Origin of the sequence: Rhodanobacter sp. ANJX3, from assembly GCF_014200755.1 — a bacterium.
Classification (GTDB): domain Bacteria; phylum Pseudomonadota; class Gammaproteobacteria; order Xanthomonadales; family Rhodanobacteraceae; genus Rhodanobacter.
Genome location: NZ_JACHCM010000001.1, coordinates 388,290 through 406,086 on the forward strand (window position 1 = coordinate 388,290; position 17,797 = coordinate 406,086).

Consider the following 17,797-nt stretch of genomic DNA (forward strand, 5'->3'; position numbering starts at 1 on the left):
GCAGCCTATGCTGTGTCCTGGGGCGCACCCTGATTTTTCCGATTCCACTTCGAGGTAGGCATGAATTCGGCGCAAGAACTCGCCACGCTGATCGCCGCGCTGCGCACGCTGTCGCACGATGCGCAGCCCCGAGCCGCCCTGGCCACCCTGGTGCGCACGCGCGGCTCGACCTTTCGTCGCGCCGGCACGCGCATGCTCGTACTGGCTGACGGCAGCGTGGTGTGCGAACTGTCCGGCGGCTGCCCGCAGCGCGACATCGTGCAGCGCGCGCTGGAGGTGATGACAAACGGCGCGCCGCGGTTGGTCAGCTACAACGCCGAATCCGGCCTCGATGTGCTGATGGAAATGGGCTGCGGCGGCGAGCTTGAGGTGCTGCTCGAACCGCTGCTGGCGCCCAAGGCGATGGACTTCGTCGACGCGTTGGCCGACTGCATGGCGCAGCGGCGCAGCGCCCGCATGGCCACGGTGTTCGCCGTCGACAGCGCGGTGGTGCCGCCGCAGCGTCTGCTGTGGTGCGGCGACGAGGTGCTTTACGACAGCATCGGCGATGCCGCCGTGATGCAGGCGATCTTCGACGCCATCGCCTCGAACGACGCGGCACGCCCGGTTGCCCTGCACCTGAGCGGCACGCAAGGCAAGGTCGACGTACTGGTGGAACCGGTCGCACCGCCGCACGCGTTGATCGTGATCGGCGACAGCGCCGCCGCGCGCGCGCTGCTGCCCGTGGCAAGCGCGCTGGGCTGGCAGACGACCCTGGTCGATCACGATCCCGCGCGCCTTGCGGCCATCGACCTGCCCGCTGGATTGCGCGCCGTCTGCGCGGCACCGGACAAGGTTCGCGACGCGCTGCCGCTGGATGCGCACAGCTCGGTCGTAGTGATGACCCACAATATCGAACGCGACATGGCTTACCTCGCCGCGCTGCGTGATGCGCCGGTCGCCTACCTCGGCACCCTGGGTTCGCGTGAGCGCGTGGGCCGCATGCGTGGCGATGTACAGCTCAAGGGCATTCGGCTGCATGCGCCGGCAGGCCTGGATATCGGTTCGGAAACGCCCGAGGAAATCGCCCTCGCCGTCGCCGCCGAAATCATGGCCGTGATCAACGGCCGCAGCGGGGGCCCGCTGCGCGACAACGAAGGCGCGATCCACTGATGGCCGAACGCCGCGACAGTGCGCCGGTGATCGTGCTGCTGGCCGCCGGTGAAAGCCGGCGCTTCGGCGGCATCAAGCAGCTGGCCGATATCGATGGCGAAACGATGGTTCATCGCGCTGCCCGCACGGCGCTCGCCACCGGTGTAGCACTCATCGTCGTGACCGGCGCCAACGCCGGGCAAGTCGGCGCCGCGCTGTCCGACTTGCCGCTTCATATCGTCCACCACGCCGGCTGGGCAGACGGTATGGGCAGCTCGCTCGCTGCCGGCATCCGCTACGTGGTCGATCGCTATCCCCAAGCCACCGGTGCCCTGCTGTGCCTCGCCGATCAGCCGCTGCTGAGAACAGCTTGCTACACCCGAATGCTGGCGCGGCATCGGCAAAAGCCCGACCGAATTCTGGCGACGGAGCAACATGGCGTAGCCGGGCCACCGACCCTTTTTCCGCAGGACTGCCTGACCGAATTGATGCACTGGTCCGGCGACCGAGGCGCTCAGGCCTTGCTCCGGCGGGAGAACGACCGCGTGGAGTCGTTCACATGGCAAGGCATCATCGACGTCGACAGCCCCGATGACTTGAAGCTGGCGCGATCGCAGTTAGCGGCCAATCGCCTCGATTAGGCGGCAAACGGTCACACCATTCCCACGCATGCCGTAACATCATTTGCCAGCGCAGCATTCGCTACTAAGCCTCCGGCATCGAGCAAGGTGATAGTCCATGAGTGAGAAAAAGGTTCCCGGCGTTGGCGAATACGACGGCCCCGCCGGTGGCTGGGGCGCATTGCGAGCGGTGGCCGGCGCCATCAGCAAGCAGATGGCGGTGGTGCGCGAAACCTCTGCGATGCGGCGGATGAATCAGCCGAACGGCTTCGACTGCCCCGGCTGCGCGTGGCCCGATCCGAAGCACACCTCGTCGTTCGAGTTCTGCGAGAACGGCGCCAAGGCAGTGAGTTGGGAAGCGACGTCGAAGCGCGCCACGCCGGATTTTTTTGCAAAGCACACGGTGAGCGAACTGTGGGGCTGGCACGATCATCAGCTGGAGGACGAAGGCCGCCTCACGCATCCGCTGGCCTACGACAAGGCGAGCGATACCTATAGGGAAGTGTCGTGGGAGGAAGCGATGCAGCGCATCGCGGCCGGCCTGCGCGCCCTGCCCGATCCGAATATGGCCGAGTTCTATACCTCCGGCCGCGCGTCGAACGAAGCCGCATTCCTCTATCAGCTGTTTGCGCGCGAGTACGGTACCAATAATTTTCCCGACTGTTCCAACATGTGTCACGAAGCCACCAGCGTCGGCCTGCCGCAGTCGATCGGCGTCGGCAAGGGCACGGTATCGCTGGAAGACTTCGACCACTGCGATGCGATCTTCTCGATCGGCCACAACCCCGGTACCAACCACCCGCGCATGCTCGGCACCCTGCGCGAAGTAGCGCAGCGCGGCGCGCCGATCATCGTTTTCAACCCGTTGCCCGAGCGCGGGCTGGAGCGTTTTGTCTCCCCGCAGAGCCCGGCGGAAATGCTGACCGGCAACGCCACCCAGCTCGCCACTACCTATTACAAGGTCAAGGTCGGCGGCGACGTGGCCGTGCTCAAGGGCATGATGAAGTACGTGCTGGCCGCCGATGCCGCCGATCGCGCGGCCGGTGGACCGGGCAAGCTGGACGACGCGTTTATCGCCCAGCATACGGTCGGCCTAGACGCCCTGGTGGACGATCTCAACGCCACGACCTGGGAGACGATCGAGCGCAAATCCGGCCTGTCGCGCGCCGATATCGAGGCGGCAGCGTCGGTCTACGTCAACGCCGAACGCGTCATCGTCTGCTACGGCATGGGCATCACCCAGCACAGGCACGGCACCGAGAATGTGCATCACATCGCCAACCTGCTGCTCATGCGCGGCAATATCGGCCGTGAGGGCGCAGGCATCTGTCCGCTGCGCGGACACTCCAACGTGCAGGGCGATCGCACGGTCGGCATCACCGAAAAACCCAATGACGAGCTGCTCCATGGCATCCGCAAGCGCTTCGGCTTCGAGCCGCCGAGCGCGCACGGGCACGATGCGGTAGAGGCGGTCAAGGCGATACGCGACGGCCGATCCAAGGTGTTGATCTGCCTCGGCGGCAATCTGGCCGTGGCGATGTCCGACCCGGAAGCCACGTTTGCAGCGATGGCCAAACTCGATATGGCCGTACATATCGCGACCAAACTCAATCGCTCGCACCTGATTCTGGCGCGCGAGTCGATCATCCTGCCCTGCCTGGGTCGTACCGAGCTGGACCTGCAGGCCGGCGGTTTCCAGTCGGTGACAGTGGAAGATTCGATGTCGATGGTGCATGCCTCGCAAGGTCGGCTGAAGCCGGCGGCGCAGACGCTGCGCTCCGAGCCGGCTATCGTCGCGATGATGGCGATGGCGACGCTGCCGAATACCAAGGTCGACTGGCAGGCGATGATCGACGATTACGACCTGATCCGCGACAGCATCGAAGCGGTGTTTCCGATTTTCAAGAATTTCAACGAACGCGTGCGCAACCCCGGCGGCTTCCGCCTGTATATCGCCGCCTGCGAACGGATCTGGGCGACGCCCGACAAGCGCGCGCACTTTCTCGTCGGCAAAGGGCTGGACGAGGACGGTCCGGAAATCAAGGACGCGCTTACGCTCACCACCATCCGCTCGCACGATCAGTACAACACCACGATCTACGGCATGGACGATCGCTATCGCGGCATCACCGGTCGGCGCGACGTGATCTTCATCCATCCCGGCGATCTGGCAGCGCGCGGCCTGCAGCACGGCGACCGCATCGACGTGGAAACCGTGTCCAGCCAGACCAACGGCAGCGACCCGCGCGCCGTGCGCGGATACACGGCGGTGGCTTACGAGATCGCCCGGGGCTCGGTGGCGATGTACTACCCGGAAGGCAACTCGCTGGTCGCCCTGGAAAATTACGACGAACGTTCGGGCACGCCGGCGTACAAGTCGGTGCCGGTAAAGATCGTGTCGGCCCGCCAGACGGCTTGAAACATTGCGTCATCGAAAAGGCCTTGTTCGCGACGCGAGCAAGGCCATCCCGTTTTCAAGCATCGCACCTGCGATTTCTCGCAAGTGCGAAACGCACCATTACATCGGCGGCACCGTACCGTTGAGGCCGACAGCCACCAGACCAGCACCGACCGGATTACCCGGTTTGCCGACCACGAACACGTGCGCGCCCTTGACGATGGCCGTCTTGTCGGCCGCCTGGAAGGTCACTACCGGTACGTTGGCCGGCACATTGATGGTCTTTTCGCCCTTGCCGTAGTCGACCACGAGCGTGCGTGCGCCGCTGCCAGTGGAAGTCTTGACCGTACCGTTGGTCATCGCCGACATGGCCGGATGCTTCATCGTCTTGACGGTGCCGTTGGTCATCGCCGAAGCCATGACGCTGCCATTGGTCATGGCTGAGGCAGCACCGCTCTTGGCCGGCAGATCCCAGGCGTAATCGCCCAACCCGGAGCCCTTCATCGCATCGGGGAACACCACGACTTCGAGTGCGCGGGCACCGGAGGTACCGGGCACGTTGGCAGTACCGATAAACGTGCCGGCCTTGATCGCGTCGAGGGTGCTTGGCACCACGCCGGTGATCTTGGTATCGGGAGCCACGGCAATCGTCTGCGTGCCGGCAGGCGTCTGCACGGTGAAGCCTGCGTCGGTTACCGCAAGCACGGTGCCGCGGATATGCACCGGTGTCGCCGGCTGATCGGCGGCAACGACAGTCGTGCATGCAGTAAGGGCGAGCCCTGCTGCCATGGCGGTGAGGATGGCCTTGCGCTGGAGTGCGATCGTGTTCATGTGTCTGTCCTTGGTTGAGTAATGCGTTCGTGGATAAGTGCCCGACCTGTGCCATTCGCCCTGGAGCAACGAAAGGTTACGTCCTCCGATGCCGCCACTGCGTTGAAAGATGACTTCTCTGGCCACTGTTCAGGGAAAGTTTGCCCATCGTGAACCTAGAGTCGTAAGGCCTTGTGAACCGCCAGCCGCGCTTCGGCTTAAGGCCGTGCCCTTTCATGGTGGGGCACCGGGATGCAAGCGCAGTGGCGTGATGCCGGACTACGCGCTGAAATCCCACGGTGGATTGATCGGCACAAAAATTTACGGGAAACGCATCGGCGAGGAAGCCTACGACATCATCTCGGTCACCGCCGCAGCAGAAACCTCGCGCACGCCCAAGATAAAGTCCGCGGCGCGCTCGCCGATCATCGCGCTGGGCGCCTGGGTGTTGCCCGAAATCAACGTGGGCATGATCGAGGCATCGGCAACACGCAGATGACTCACGCCGCGTACGCGCAATTGCGGATCGACCGGCGCCTGCGCATCGCTACCCATGCGGCAGGTACCGACAGGGTGGTAGATGGTGTCGGCATGATCGCGAATGCTCTGGCGCAGCCCGTTCTCGTCCGCGCTGTCGGCGTTGTAATAAGTCTTGCCGGCGTAACGCGCAAACGCCGGCGCCGCCAGAATGCTCTGCGCGATGCGCGTGCCCGCCACCAGCGTGTCCAGATCGCCGGGATGCGACAGGTAACCCGGATCGATCATCGGCGCCTTGCGGATATCGTTCGACGCCAGCCGCACCACACCGCGGCTCTGCGGCCGCAGGTTGCATACGTGCAGGCTGAGTCCGCGCGTGAGATGCGTCTTGCGGTTGTGGTTGTCGACGATGCCGATGCACAGATGCAACTGGATATCCGGGCGATCCAACTCCTTGCGCGTTTTCAGGAAACCACCCGCCTCGGCCACGTTGCTGGTCAGCATGCCGGTACCCTGCCTGTACGGCTTGATCGCCCGCAGGATTTGCGGAAACACCGACGGCACGATGCCGAGCAGCTCGCGGTCGTTGGTGGCGCGGCAGATAGTGAAGTCCAGATGGTCCTGCAGATTGCCGCCGACCTCGGGGCTGTTGTGCAGCACGTCGATGCCCATGGAGCGAAGGTGATCGGCTGGACCGATGCCCGACATCATCAGCAGCTGCGGCGTGCCGAAGGCGCCGGCGGAGAGCACCACTTCGGCACGCGCGGCAAATACCTTGCCGTCGACACAGCGGATGCCGGTCGCACGGCCCTGCTCGATCAGCACGCGCTCGACCTGCGTCGTGGCGATGACGGTGAGATTCTTGGGCGCCAGGCCACCGATATAGGCGCGGGCGGCGTTGTAGCGGCTGCCGTTCTTCTGGAAGACCTGATACTGCCCTATGCCCTCCTGCGTGGCGCCGTTGAAGTCTGGATTCAGCGGGTGGCCGCACTGCTGGGCGGCCTCGATGAAATTTTTGGCGCAATCGGTGGGGCTGGCCAGGTCGGCCACATTCAATGGCCCGCCGGTGCCGTGCCATTCGCTGGCGCCGCGTTCGTTGTTCTCCGCGCGCAGGAAATACGGCATCACCTCACGCCACGACCAGCCGACGGCGCCGGCGTTCGACCAATCGTCGTAGTCCTCGTGCTGGCCACGCATATAGATCATCGCGTTGATCAGGCTGGAGCCACCCACGCCGCGCCCGCGCGGCTGCACGCCGCGCCGTCCGCCGAGGCCCGGCTGCGGCACGGTGAGATAGGAATAGTTGCGTGCGTTTTGAAACGGCACGAGGCCCGCTACGCCCACGGGTACATCCGACAGCACGCCGCTCTTGGCCGGCCCGGTTTCCAGCAGCAGCACGGTGCCGCCTGGCCGCGCTTTCGCCAGCCGCGTGGCGGTAGCGCAACCGGCCGGCCCCGCGCCGACGACGATATAGTCAAACGTGGCAGTAATCGATGACATGGCTGGAGCCTCTGATAGGTGCCGCGGCCGATGGCCGCGCGGCACGGCGTCGGATGGGCTTGCGCGCCTGCCGAACGGCACGCTAGCACAGGCTTTCGGCGATTCCACGCTTCGTTGCAGCATGAAAAATGCCGCGCGGGAATGAGGCTTTCAAACGCGAATATCGAAGGTCCGACGTGTACTTGTCGTGGCCAGTGGACCGATACCACCAGGCAGCGGCGCTACAATAGAACGCTCGGATATCACCTACCACCCCATCGATCCCCATGCGCAATCCTCTGCAGGAACAGCTGCTCAAAGCCGGCCTGGTCAACAAGACCAAGGCCGCTCAAGTCGTGCGCGAGCAGACCAAGCAACGCCACGGCAAAACCCCGACGCCAGCGCTGACCGAACAGGTCGACGCGCAGCGCCTGCAGGCCGAACGCGCCGAGCGCGATCGCGCGCTGGCAGCCGATCGCAATGCGGCGGCACGCGCCGCCGAGCAGCGCGCGCAGGTGCGCCAGATCGTCGAGGCACACAAGGTGAAGCGCGAGGGCGAGATCGCCTATCGCTTCACCGACGCCGCGGCGATCAAGAGCGTGCTGGTCAACGAAGCGCTGCGGGCACAGCTGGCCAGCGGTACGCTGGCGATCGTGCGCCACGATCAGGGTTACGAACTGCTGCCGCGCGTCGCGGTGGACAAGGTCTATGCGCGTGATCCGGCGATGATCGTGCTGGATCACGGTCGCGCCGATGCGGGCCAGTCGGAAAGCGACGAGGACGCGTTCTACAAGCAGTTCGAAGTGCCGGACGATCTGATCTGGTGATCGCTCGGATGGCCGATCGCCGTTAGGACGATCGGCGACGCCTCACGCTGTCACGCACGTCGACGTCAAAAAGCAGGGTCAGCACATCCTCGACGCCGGCGCCCGAGAGAGAAAACCGCAAGCCTTCGCGCGTCGGCAGACGGCTCGCGTGTTCGCGCACGGCGGCCTCCGGCAGCGCGATTTTCCAGGCCTCGGCCTTCCCCGTCAGGTTTGCCGCTTCGGTTTCCACCAGGCCCAACTCGAAGCCGACGGAAAACGCGTTGGCGAAACGGGTGCGCGCATGGATCGCCTCACCGGCTAGCAGGCACGCGAGTTCGTCTTCGTCGATGCGCACGCGCAGGTGCTGGCCTTCAATCTGCAGTTTCATAAGAGCACTCGATAAACCGGCCGTCAGTGCACGACACGCAAACGTGGAGACTCGCCGGGTTCAACGCCGACCACCTGCACGCGGGTTCCGGCAGGACAGTCGCCGGCGTCTTCGGGAAGCACGACCCAGACATCGGCGTCGGCGAACGGGCGAATGCGGAAGGGCTGCTGCTGTTCGGTAACGGTGACGTGCATTTGGCCGTCCGAATGCTGATAGAGGCTGGCTCGCAGAAAGTGCCGCAGGCCGGCTTTGGGCTGCTGAGGTGTGTCGAGCAGGGCATGCATGGCCGGTTCGCCGCTCTGCCCGCTCATCTCGCGCAAGGCCGGCATCACGATAAAGCGCAAACCGGCCGCGACCGCCATAGGCGTGCCCGGCAGCGCGACAACCAGCGGGCCATTCGCGAGCCTGGCGGCCAGCAGGGGCTTGCCGGGACGAATAGCCACCTTGTGGAACAGTAGCTGCGCATGAAAACGGCGCAGCGTGTCCGGCACGAAGTCGTAGCGGCCCATCGAGACGGCGCCGGTGCTGACCACCAGGTCGGCGCCGGCCTCGATGGCGCGCTGCAGGGCGCCGGCATAAGTCACTGCCGTATCGTCCACCGCCTCGCACGCAAGCACCCGCGCGTTGGCCGCGCCCAGCGCCGCGACAAGATAAGGCCCGTTGGAGTTGTGAATGCGCTCGGCACCCAGTGGATGGGTCGGATCGGACTGCAGCTCCTTGCCCGTGCAAATGACCGCCACACGCGGTCGCGTCACGACGGGCACCGTCGCAACACCCAGGGCGGCCAGCAGCATGATCTGGGCCGACCCGATACGCGTTCCCGCCGCCAACACCTGCGCACCCGGCGCCACGTCGGAGCCGGCGTAGCGCACGTTGTCGCCGGCACGCAACGCGTCGCGCAGGCGGATTCGCGTCGGCATACCGGTGGGGCCGGTGGCGAGGCATTCGGTGCGCTCGACGGCGATCACCGCATCGAGGCCTTCGGGCAGCGACGCGCCGGTCATGATCTCGCAGGCGCCCTGCCCGACCTCGTGTTGACTGGCCTCGTGCAAGGCATCGCCTGCGGCGTGCGAGCCGTATATGGCGTGTTCCGATCCGGCCGCCCACGGCGTCGCGGCGTTCAAAGCATAGCCATCCATCGCCGCGTGATCGAACGAAGGCAGCGCGATCGAACTGGTAACGGCCTTCGCCAGCACCCGCCCCACGGCATCGCCGAGCACGCAGTTTTCCCTCGGCAGCGGGCCGATCTGCGCCAGAAGTCGTTCGAGTGCCTGGGTGTAGTTGATCATCGGGTGCCGAGACGGGCTCTTAGAGTCAAGCGGCAAGTTTCTCACGTACGGCGGCGCCGCCAAGCCCTGACGCTGACACATTGTCGCGGCGAACCACGGATTGGCGGTCGAGCCGCACGTTTCGCCGCAAAAATCGCCGGCGAAGGTTGGTATCAGCGACCTTTCCTCGCACCAAAATTTTTACTGCGTTGCAGCGTGATACTTGGTAAGGCAACCGTGCATGGTACGGATAGCGGAAGCTGTGAAGCGAAAGCAAGCTGCCGGTAGTGTCAGTCGCTGTCCGAATGACACTGGCATCCATGGGCAGCGGTGTCCAACGTACTTGATCGCGGAGTAACGCATTGAAATATCCAGCGTGAAAGTTTCACTTGGGCGCCAGTGACACGTTCAAAAGCAGTGATCGCAAGACGCGCTCGCCTGGTACGTTCGGCATCGCCGGATATTTGACATTTCATACACTCATTAGTGAGAGAACGCTCATGGCAGGGGTACCAGAAGCAGTTGTTTCATCCGCGGGGACAGGAACGTCGCCGGGCTTTTTCGCGCGGGAACGCACCATCGCAGGCCCCCAATTCAATCGCTGGCTGGTACCGCCGGCCGCGTTGGCCATCCATCTGTGCATCGGCATGGCTTACGGCTTCTCGGTGTTCTGGCTGCCGATGTCCAAACTGCTCAGTACCACCGACGCTGCCACCTGCGCGAACCTCGGCTTTTTCGCCGCGTTGACCAGTACCAATTGCAACTGGACCGTCGCGCAGGTCACACACATCTTCGAAACGTTTATCGCGGTGCTCGGCATTTCGGCAGCGCTGTGGGGCGGCTGGCTGGAGCACGCCGGCCCGCGCAAGGCCGGTTTTGTCGCGGCGCTGTGCTGGGGCGGCGGCCTGATCATCGGCGGCCTCGGTGTGTCGAGCCATCAGCTGTGGCTGGTCTTTCTCGGCTGCGGCGTGCTCGGCGGCGTCGGTCTCGGGCTCGGTTACATCACGCCGGTGTCTTCGCTGATCAAGTGGTTTCCCGATCGTCGCGGCATGGCGACCGGTTTTGCCATCATGGGCTTTGGCGGTGGCGCGATGATCGGTGCGCCGCTGGCAGCCGCGCTGATGAAGCACTTTTCCGAGACCAGCGCCCAGGGCGTCGCCACCACGCTTATCGTGATGGGCGCGATCTATTTCATCGTGATGGCGGCAGGTGCGCTCGGCTTTCGCGTGGCACCCAACGGCTGGTATCCGCGTGGCTGGACGCCGGCCGCCAAGGATGCCGGCAAGACCATGGTCACTCATAACCATGTCCATCTCAGCCGCGCGTGGAAGACGCCGCAATTCTGGCTGCTGTGGGCCGTGCTGTTTCTCAACGTGACCGCCGGCATTTCGGTGATCGCGGTGGCCAGCCCGATGCTGCAGGACGTGTTCGGCGGCAAGCTCGCCGGCCTTGCGGATGCCGCGGCCACGCTCACCGCCGCGCAGAAGGCCGCCGTCGTCGCTGCCGCGGCGGGACTAGTCGGGCTGATCAGCCTGTTCAACAGCCTGGGTCGCCTGTTCTGGGCATCGCTGTCGGACAAGATCGGCCGCAAGAACACCTATTTCGCGTTCTTCATTCTCGGCATTGTTCTGTACTGCCTGCTGCCGACCTGGGGTCATCTGGGTCTGGCCGGTCTGTTTGTCGCCACCGTCTGCGTGATCCTCAGCATGTACGGCGGCGGCTTTGCCACGATCCCCGCGTATCTGGCCGATCTGTTCGGCACGCAGATGGTTGGTGCCATTCACGGCCGACTGCTTACTGCGTGGTCGGCGGCCGGCGTCATCGGTCCGTTCCTCATCGCTGCGATTCGCCAGACCCAGCTCGACGCTGGCGTGGCCAAGAACCTCGTCTACGACAACACGCTGTACATCATGGCGGGCCTGCTGCTGCTCGGTCTGATTTGCAACGCGCTGGTACGGCCGGTAAAGGCGTCGGTGTTCATGACCGATGCTGAGTTGGCGAGTGAGCGCGCGCTGCAGCACGAGGATCGCGTCACATCCACCGCCGAGACCTCGGCGCGTGGCGGCTTCGGCGCGGTTGGCGTGCTGGCGTGGCTGGCGGTCGGCGTACCGTTCCTCATCGGCTTGTATATCGCACTGGCCAAAGCTGCCGCGCTGTTCTGAGAAACACTTCGAAGGTGATGTGATGAAACGTGCTGCCAACCCCAACGCGGTGCCGGATGTTCCAGAAGATATTCGCGCCGCGGTACTCGAGGTGACGAGCCGGCTGAAGGATATGCCCGGCGCCCTGCTGCCGGTGCTGCACGGCGTGCAGCAGGCGCTGGGCCATGTGCCGGAGGCGTCGGTGCCGTTGATCGCGCGGGAGCTCAACCTCTCTCGTGCCGACGTGCATGGCGTGATCACGTTTTATCACTTCTTTCGCCGCCAACCGTCCGGCAGGCGCGTCATCTACGTCTGCCGGGCGGAATCCTGCCAGGCCATGGGGGCGGTGGCGCTGGAACAGCACATCAAGCAGCGCCTCGGCGTAGACTTCCATGAAACCACCGCCAATGGTGCGTACACGCTGGAGCCGGTTTACTGCCTCGGCAACTGCGCCTGCTCGCCGGCGATCATGGTGGATGACGAACTCAAGGGCCGAGTGACGCCGAAGCAGTTCGACGCGTGGCTCGCCGCGGAGGCAACATGAGCATCACGGTTTACGTGCCGCTGGATGCCGGCTCGCTATCGCTCGGCGCGGAAGCCGTGGCCGTCGCCATCGCGGCGGAAGCCAGGCAGCGCAATCTCGATATCCGGATCGTCCGCAACGGATCGCGCGGCCTGTACTGGCTGGAACCGATGGTCGAAGTCGCAACGCCTGAGGGCCGCGTCGCCTTTGGCCCGGTGCAGGCGGCCGACGTGGCCGGACTGTTCGACGCGGATTTTCTGCATGGCGGCCATCACGCCCTGAGCCTGGGGTTGACCGAAGAGATCGGCTATCTGAAAAGCCAGCAGCGCCTGACCTTTGCCCGCGTCGGCATCGTCGATCCGCGCAGCCTCGACGACTACCGTGCGCACGGCGGCTATCGCGGCCTGGAAAATGCGCTTGGCATGAGCGGTCCCGAGGTCGTTCAGGCGGTCACCGACTCCGGCCTGCGCGGCCGCGGCGGCGCAGCCTTTCCGGCCGGCATCAAGTGGAAAACCTGCATGGATGCGCAGGCGTCGCAGAAGTACATCGTCTGCAACGCCGACGAGGGCGATTCGGGCACCTACGCCGACCGCATGATCATGGAGGGTGATCCCTTCGTGCTGATCGAGGGCATGACCATCGCCGGACTGGCTGTGGGCGCGACGCAGGGCTATATCTATCTGCGGGTGGAATACCCGCACGCGCAGCGTGCGCTGGAGTCGGCCATCCAGACGGCCGAGGCTGAAGGTTATCTCGGCGGTGACATCCGCGGCAGCGGCAAGGCGTTTCACCTCGAAGTGCGCATGGCCGCCGGCGCGTATATCTGTGGCGAAGAAACATCGCTATTGGAAAGCCTCGAAGGCAAGCGCGGCATGGTGCGCTTCAAGCCGCCGCTGCCGGCGATCGAAGGCCTGTTCGGCAAGCCCACGGTGATCAACAACGTGGTGACGCTGGCCTCGGTGCCGACGATTCTAGACAAGGGCGCAGCGTTCTACCGCGACTACGGCATGGGCCGTTCGCGCGGCACCCTGCCGATGCAACTGGCCGGCAATCTGAAGCGTGCCGGTCTGGTGGAGCGCGCCTTCGGTCTGACCCTGCGCGAACTGATCGAAGACTACGGCGGCGGCACGGTCAGCGGCCGGCCGGTGCGTGCGATACAGGTCGGCGGTCCGCTCGGCGCGTACATCCCGGTCTCACAGCTAGATACGCCGATCGATTACGAAGCCTTTATTGCGATCGGCGGCATGCTCGGTCACGGCGGCATCGTGGTGTTCGACGACAGCGTCGACATGGCGGCGCAGGCGCGCTATGCGATGGAGTTCTGCGCGATCGAATCCTGCGGCAAGTGCACGCCCTGCCGCATCGGCTCGACCCGCGGCATGGAGGTGATCGACCGGCTCAAGGCCGGCGATACCGCCGAACGCGATCGCAACGAAGTGCTGCTGCGCGATCTGTGCCAGACCATGCTCGGTGGCTCGCTCTGCGCGCTGGGCGGCATGGCACCTTTCCCCGTGCTCAGCGCATTGGATCATTTCCCCGAAGATTTCGCAGGCGCCGCCGAAGCGGTCACGCCCTGAGGAGGTAACGCGCCATGTTGTCCATCGTTGAGATCGATTACGGCACACCGAAAGCCGTATCCGAGAAAACCGTTGCGCTGCAGATCGATGGCAAGAGCATCCACGTGCCGGAAGGCACGTCGGTGATGCGCGCCGCCGCGCAGGCCGGAATCAATATTCCCAAGCTTTGCGCCACCGAGATGCTCGACGCATTCGGTTCGTGCCGCCTGTGCCTGGTCGAGATCGAAGGACGCAAGGGCTATCCGGCCTCCTGCACCACGCCGGTGGCCGACGGCATGAAGATCAGCACGCAGACGCCGAAGCTCGCGGAAATTCGTCGCGGCGTGATGGAGCTTTACATCTCCGATCATCCGCTGGACTGCCTCACCTGCCCCGCCAACGGCCACTGCGAACTGCAGGATATGGCGGGCGTGGTTGGCCTGCGCGAGGTGCGCTACGGTTACGAAGGCGCGAATCACGTGTTTGCCAAGATGCCGGCCAGCAAGGACAGCCAGATCGCGCTCGACGGCCGTGCTGCCGCGCCGGTAGCGAACCCGCTGTTCGCGCCGAAGGACGAATCCAACCCCTACTTCACCTTCGATCCGTCCAAGTGCATCGCCTGCTCGCGCTGCGTGCGCGCATGCGACGAGGTGCAGGGTACGTTCGCGCTGACCATTCAGGGCCGCGGGTTCGAATCCAAGGTCGCGGCCAGCCAGGACAACCGTTTTCTCGATTCCGAATGCGTTTCGTGCGGCGCCTGTGTGCAGGCCTGCCCCACGGCGACGCTGTCGGAGAAGTCGCTGATCGACAAGGGTCAGGCCGAGCACAGCGTCACCACCACCTGCGCCTATTGCGGCGTCGGCTGCAGCTTCCGCGCCGAGATGAAGGGCGAAGAGATCGTGCGTATGGTGCCGAACAAGGACGGCCATGCGAACCATGGCCACTCCTGCGTCAAGGGCCGCTTCGCCATCGGCTACGCCAGCCATCCGGACCGCATCACCACGCCGATGATCCGCGCCAATATCGCCGATCCGTGGCGGATCGTCAGCTGGGACGAGGCGTTCGCCCACGTCGGCAGCGAGTTCAAGCGGCTGCAGGCCAAGTACGGCACCCACTCCGTCGGCGGCATTACCTCTTCGCGTTGCACCAATGAAGAAACCTATCTGGTGCAGAAGTTGGTCCGTGCGGGCTTCGGCAACAACAACGTCGACACCTGCGCGCGCGTCTGCCATTCGCCAACCGGCTACGGCCTCAAGGCCACCTTGGGCGAATCGGCGGGCACGCAGGATTTCGACTCCATCGAAAAGACCGACGTGGTACTGGTCATCGGCGCCAATCCGACCGACGCCCATCCGGTGTTCGGCTCGCAGATGAAGCAGCGGCTGCGCGCTGGCGCCAAGCTCATCGTGATCGACCCACGCCGCATCGACCTGGTACGCACGCCGCATATCAAGGCGGACTATCACCTCAAGCTGAAGCCGGGTACCAATGTGGCGGTGCTCAATACGCTGGCCCACGTCATCGTGACTGAAGGCCTGGTCGATAAGACCTTCGTCGCGCAGCGCTGCGAGGACGATGCCTTCGCCAAATGGTGTGACTTTGTCGCGCAGGACAAATACAGCCCCGAAGCGATGGAAGCGCAGACCGGTGTGCCGGCCGACGCCGTGCGCGGCGCCGCGCGGCTGTATGCCACCGGCGGCAACGGCGCGATCTATTACGGGCTCGGCGTGACCGAGCACGCGCAGGGTTCCACCACGGTGATGGCGATCGCCAATCTGGCCATGGCCACCGGCAATATCGGTCGCGAAGGCGTGGGCGTGAACCCGCTGCGCGGCCAGAACAACGTGCAGGGCGCCTGCGACATGGGCTCGTTCCCGCACGAGTTCCCCGGCTATCGTCACGTCAGCGACGTGGCCACGCGCGAGCTGTTCGAAAAAGCCTGGGGCGTGCCGCTCTACAACGAGCCCGGCCTGCGCATTCCGAACATGTTCGAGGCCGCGATGGACGGCAGCTTCAAGGGCTTGTACGTCGAAGGCGAGGATATCGCCCAGTCCGATCCGGATACCCAGCACGTCACCGCCGCGCTCAGCGCGATGGAGTGCGTGGTGGTGCAGGATCTGTTCCTCAACGAGACGGCGAAATATGCTCACGTGTTCCTGCCCGGCAGCTCGTTCCTGGAGAAAGACGGCACGTTTACCAACGCCGAGCGCCGCATCTCGCGCGTGCGCAAGGTGATGGCGCCCAAGGCCGGTTACGCCGACTGGGAAATCACCCAGAAGCTGGCGCAAGCCATGGGCTACCCGATGAACTACGAGCATCCCTCGGAGATCATGGACGAGATCGCGGCGCTGACGCCGACTTTCCACGGTGTGAGCTTTGATCGCATCGACGAGCTCGGCTCGATCCAGTGGCCGTGCAACGAAGAGCATCCCGACGGCACGCCGGTAATGCACGTCGACAAGTTCGTGCGCGGCAAGGGCCGCTTCATGCTGACCGAGTACGTGCCCACGCGCGAAAAGGTGAATCTCGAGCGTCCGCTGATCCTCACCACCGGCCGCATCCTCAGCCAGTACAACGTCGGGGCCCAGACGCGGCGCACGGCCAACGTGATGTGGCATGACGAAGATCGTCTGGAAATCCACCCGCACGACGCCGAAGAACGCGGCATCGCCAGCGACGACTGGGTCGGTATCGCCAGCCGCTCGGGCGAAACCGTGCTGCGCGCCCTCGTCTCCGAGCGCATGCAGCCGGGCGTGGTCTACACCACCTTCCACTTCCCCGAATCCGGCGCCAACGTCATCACCACCGACAACTCGGACTGGGCGACCAACTGTCCCGAGTACAAGGTCACGGCTGTGCAGGTGACCCGCGTGTCGCAGCCGTCCGAATGGCAGAAGCGCTTCCGCGCGTTCTCCAACGAGCAACAGTCGCTGCTGGAACAGTCGGCAGCGCCGCAACCGGCCAGCACGCTTGGGCCTGCGTAAGCCAGCAATGCCGGATGGCCAGGAAAAAGCGTCCGGCTTCGTCCATCGTGCGGTCGATCGATGGCGGCACGGCGAGTCGACCCACGAGGATGACTGCGTCGCCGAGGAAATGCCGATCGCGATGCTTTACAACGGTGTGAGCTTTGCCGTGATGATGGCGACGCCGCATGATCTGGAAGACTTTGCGCTGGGCTTTTCGCTCAGCGAAGGTCTGGTCACCGCACCGACGCAGCTCCTGCAGGTGGACGTCCAGACCTTGCTCGAAGGCATGCAGCTGTCGATGAAGGTCGATGCCCAAGCGCACGGCGCACATCTCGCCCATCAGCATGAGCGCCTGCTGCCCGGCCGCAGCGGCTGCGGTATTTGCGGCACGCGCGAGCTGGAACAGGCGATACGGCACAGCCCGCCGGTCAGCGCAGGCATCACCGTGACGCGCAACGCACTGGAACGTGCCCTGAGCCAGCTGCAGTCGCAGCAGCCGATCAACGCGGCCACTGGCGCCGTGCACGCAGCGGCATGGGCCAATCGCGACGGCAGCATTGTGCTGGTGCGCGAAGACGTCGGCCGCCACAACGCGCTGGATAAATTGATCGGTGCAATGCACCGCGCCGGCATCGATCCACAAAACGGCATGGCGCTGGTCACCAGTCGCGCCAGCTATGAAATGGTCACCAAGGCATCCAGCGCCGGCATCGCCCTGCTCGCGGCCATTTCAGCGCCCACCGCGCTGGCGATCGAGCTGGCGCGCAGCGCCGGCATCACCCTGATCGGCTTCGCCCGTCCCGGCAGCCATAACGTCTATACCCATCCCCATCGACTGCTGGACGATCAGCTGTCCGAACGTTTGCAGGAACCGTGATGCACATCGAACGACTGGTCACCATGGCCAACGACATCGCCACCTACTTCACATCAGAGCCCGACCACGCCACCGCCGTGACCGGCGTACGCGATCACCTCACCCGCTTCTGGGACCCGGTGATGCGCCGACAGCTCAAAGACTTCGTCACCGATGGCGGCGAAGGCCTGCTGCCGCTGGCCAGCGAAGCGGTGAAGCAAATGAACGTTCCGGCTGTCGTCGGCTGAGCGACGCCAGCACCCAGGCATTGCAACGACGTCGGCACGTTTCCTTTTCAAGCCCGGCTGCAGGACTCGCCAAAGATGTTCGAGCCGTAGCGCGGTGACTGACCCCTTGCCAGCTCTGAAACTCCAAAGG

14 protein-coding genes are annotated in these 17,797 nt (G+C 64.7%); 10 read left to right on the forward strand and 4 right to left on the reverse strand.

The window, feature by feature from the left end; genetic code table 11:
• Positions 1-60: 60 nt before the first annotated feature.
• The 3 genes from HDE76_RS01525 to HDE76_RS01535 all read left to right on the forward strand — a co-directional run bounded on the left by HDE76_RS01525 (position 61) and on the right by HDE76_RS01535 (position 4,170).
• Complete coding sequence (locus tag HDE76_RS01525; RefSeq protein WP_184504999.1) at positions 61-1,152, forward strand: XdhC/CoxI family protein; 1,092 nt, start codon at positions 61-63, stop codon at positions 1,150-1,152.
• Positions 1,152-1,772: a nucleotidyltransferase family protein gene (locus tag HDE76_RS01530; protein WP_184505000.1), complete on the forward strand. Its 621-nt coding sequence runs from the start codon at positions 1,152-1,154 to the stop codon at positions 1,770-1,772. The genes HDE76_RS01525 and HDE76_RS01530 overlap by 1 nt, the downstream gene beginning before the upstream one ends.
• Positions 1,773-1,869: 97 nt before the next feature.
• Positions 1,870-4,170 carry an FdhF/YdeP family oxidoreductase gene (locus HDE76_RS01535; RefSeq protein ID WP_184505001.1) on the forward strand — a complete coding sequence of 767 codons (2,301 nt, stop codon included), beginning with the start codon at positions 1,870-1,872 and terminating at the stop codon, positions 4,168-4,170.
• A 99-nt stretch (positions 4,171-4,269) separates the two neighbouring features.
• Here HDE76_RS01535 and HDE76_RS01540 read toward each other — a convergent pair whose 3' ends face one another.
• Together HDE76_RS01540 and HDE76_RS01545 are read right to left on the reverse strand one after the other, a co-directional pair.
• Complete coding sequence (locus HDE76_RS01540) at positions 4,270-4,980, reverse strand: metal ABC transporter permease (RefSeq protein WP_184505002.1); 711 nt, start codon at positions 4,978-4,980, stop codon at positions 4,270-4,272.
• A 327-nt stretch (positions 4,981-5,307) separates the two neighbouring features.
• Positions 5,308-6,936 (reverse strand): FAD-dependent oxidoreductase, encoded by a 1,629-nt coding sequence (locus tag HDE76_RS01545; RefSeq protein ID WP_184505003.1) that lies wholly within the window; start codon positions 6,934-6,936, stop codon positions 5,308-5,310.
• Positions 6,937-7,202: 266 nt separating this feature from the next.
• Between HDE76_RS01545 and HDE76_RS01550 the strand changes: the two genes are divergently transcribed.
• Entirely contained in the window at positions 7,203-7,742 is a 540-nt protein-coding gene (locus HDE76_RS01550) for a DUF2058 domain-containing protein (protein ID WP_184505004.1), read from the forward strand.
• Positions 7,743-7,764: 22 nt separating this feature from the next.
• On the opposite strand, the gene HDE76_RS01555 is transcribed toward HDE76_RS01550, so the two are convergent.
• Together HDE76_RS01555 and HDE76_RS01560 are read right to left on the reverse strand one after the other, a co-directional pair.
• The gene (locus tag HDE76_RS01555; RefSeq protein WP_184505006.1) at positions 7,765-8,109 is read right to left on the reverse strand and encodes a hypothetical protein; all 345 of its coding nucleotides are present in this window, start codon (positions 8,107-8,109) and stop codon (positions 7,765-7,767) included.
• Positions 8,110-8,132: 23 nt separating this feature from the next.
• A complete protein-coding gene (locus tag HDE76_RS01560) occupies positions 8,133-9,398 on the reverse strand; it encodes a molybdopterin molybdotransferase MoeA (RefSeq protein WP_184505008.1) in 1,266 nt (421 codons plus the stop codon).
• A 479-nt stretch (positions 9,399-9,877) separates the two neighbouring features.
• Here HDE76_RS01560 and HDE76_RS01565 point away from each other — a divergent pair, with 479 nt between their 5' ends.
• The 6 genes from HDE76_RS01565 to HDE76_RS01590 are packed head-to-tail and all read left to right on the forward strand — an operon-like array spanning position 9,878 to position 17,667.
• Positions 9,878-11,539, forward strand: coding sequence for an OFA family MFS transporter (locus tag HDE76_RS01565; RefSeq protein ID WP_184505010.1), 1,662 nt, complete (start codon positions 9,878-9,880; stop codon positions 11,537-11,539).
• 22 nt (positions 11,540-11,561) lie between these two features.
• Entirely contained in the window at positions 11,562-12,062 is a 501-nt protein-coding gene (locus HDE76_RS01570) for a formate dehydrogenase subunit gamma (RefSeq protein ID WP_184505012.1), read from the forward strand.
• A complete protein-coding gene (locus HDE76_RS01575) occupies positions 12,059-13,618 on the forward strand; it encodes an NADH-quinone oxidoreductase subunit NuoF (protein ID WP_184505014.1) in 1,560 nt (519 codons plus the stop codon). Before HDE76_RS01570 ends, HDE76_RS01575 begins: the two co-directional genes overlap by 4 nt.
• A gap of 14 nt (positions 13,619-13,632) precedes the next feature.
• Positions 13,633-16,581 (forward strand): formate dehydrogenase subunit alpha, encoded by a 2,949-nt coding sequence (gene fdhF, locus HDE76_RS01580; RefSeq protein WP_184505017.1) that lies wholly within the window; start codon positions 13,633-13,635, stop codon positions 16,579-16,581.
• Positions 16,568-17,440, forward strand: a complete 873-nt coding sequence (fdhD, locus tag HDE76_RS01585) for a formate dehydrogenase accessory sulfurtransferase FdhD (protein ID WP_255481372.1) — start codon at positions 16,568-16,570, stop codon at positions 17,438-17,440. The genes fdhF and fdhD overlap by 14 nt, the downstream gene beginning before the upstream one ends.
• Positions 17,440-17,667: a formate dehydrogenase subunit delta gene (locus HDE76_RS01590; protein ID WP_184505019.1), complete on the forward strand. Its 228-nt coding sequence runs from the start codon at positions 17,440-17,442 to the stop codon at positions 17,665-17,667. The genes fdhD and HDE76_RS01590 overlap by 1 nt, the downstream gene beginning before the upstream one ends.
• Positions 17,668-17,797 lie beyond the last annotated feature (130 nt).

Excerpts from the sequence above, each read along its gene's own strand:
- HDE76_RS01525 (WP_184504999.1), top strand. The coding sequence starts at position 61 with ATGAATTCGGCGCAAGAACTCGCCACGCTGATCGCCGCGCTGCGCACG.
- HDE76_RS01530 (WP_184505000.1), top strand. The coding sequence starts at position 1,152 with ATGGCCGAACGCCGCGACAGTGCGCCGGTGATCGTGCTGCTGGCCGCC.
- HDE76_RS01535 (WP_184505001.1), top strand. The coding sequence starts at position 1,870 with ATGAGTGAGAAAAAGGTTCCCGGCGTTGGCGAATACGACGGCCCCGCC.
- HDE76_RS01540 (WP_184505002.1), bottom strand. The coding sequence starts at position 4,980 with ATGAACACGATCGCACTCCAGCGCAAGGCCATCCTCACCGCCATGGCA.
- HDE76_RS01545 (WP_184505003.1), bottom strand. The coding sequence starts at position 6,936 with ATGTCATCGATTACTGCCACGTTTGACTATATCGTCGTCGGCGCGGGG.
- HDE76_RS01550 (WP_184505004.1), top strand. The coding sequence starts at position 7,203 with ATGCGCAATCCTCTGCAGGAACAGCTGCTCAAAGCCGGCCTGGTCAAC.
- HDE76_RS01555 (WP_184505006.1), bottom strand. The coding sequence starts at position 8,109 with ATGAAACTGCAGATTGAAGGCCAGCACCTGCGCGTGCGCATCGACGAA.
- HDE76_RS01560 (WP_184505008.1), bottom strand. The coding sequence starts at position 9,398 with ATGATCAACTACACCCAGGCACTCGAACGACTTCTGGCGCAGATCGGC.
- HDE76_RS01565 (WP_184505010.1), top strand. The coding sequence starts at position 9,878 with ATGGCAGGGGTACCAGAAGCAGTTGTTTCATCCGCGGGGACAGGAACG.
- HDE76_RS01570 (WP_184505012.1), top strand. The coding sequence starts at position 11,562 with ATGAAACGTGCTGCCAACCCCAACGCGGTGCCGGATGTTCCAGAAGAT.
- HDE76_RS01575 (WP_184505014.1), top strand. The coding sequence starts at position 12,059 with ATGAGCATCACGGTTTACGTGCCGCTGGATGCCGGCTCGCTATCGCTC.
- fdhF (WP_184505017.1), top strand. The coding sequence starts at position 13,633 with ATGTTGTCCATCGTTGAGATCGATTACGGCACACCGAAAGCCGTATCC.
- HDE76_RS01590 (WP_184505019.1), top strand. The coding sequence starts at position 17,440 with ATGCACATCGAACGACTGGTCACCATGGCCAACGACATCGCCACCTAC.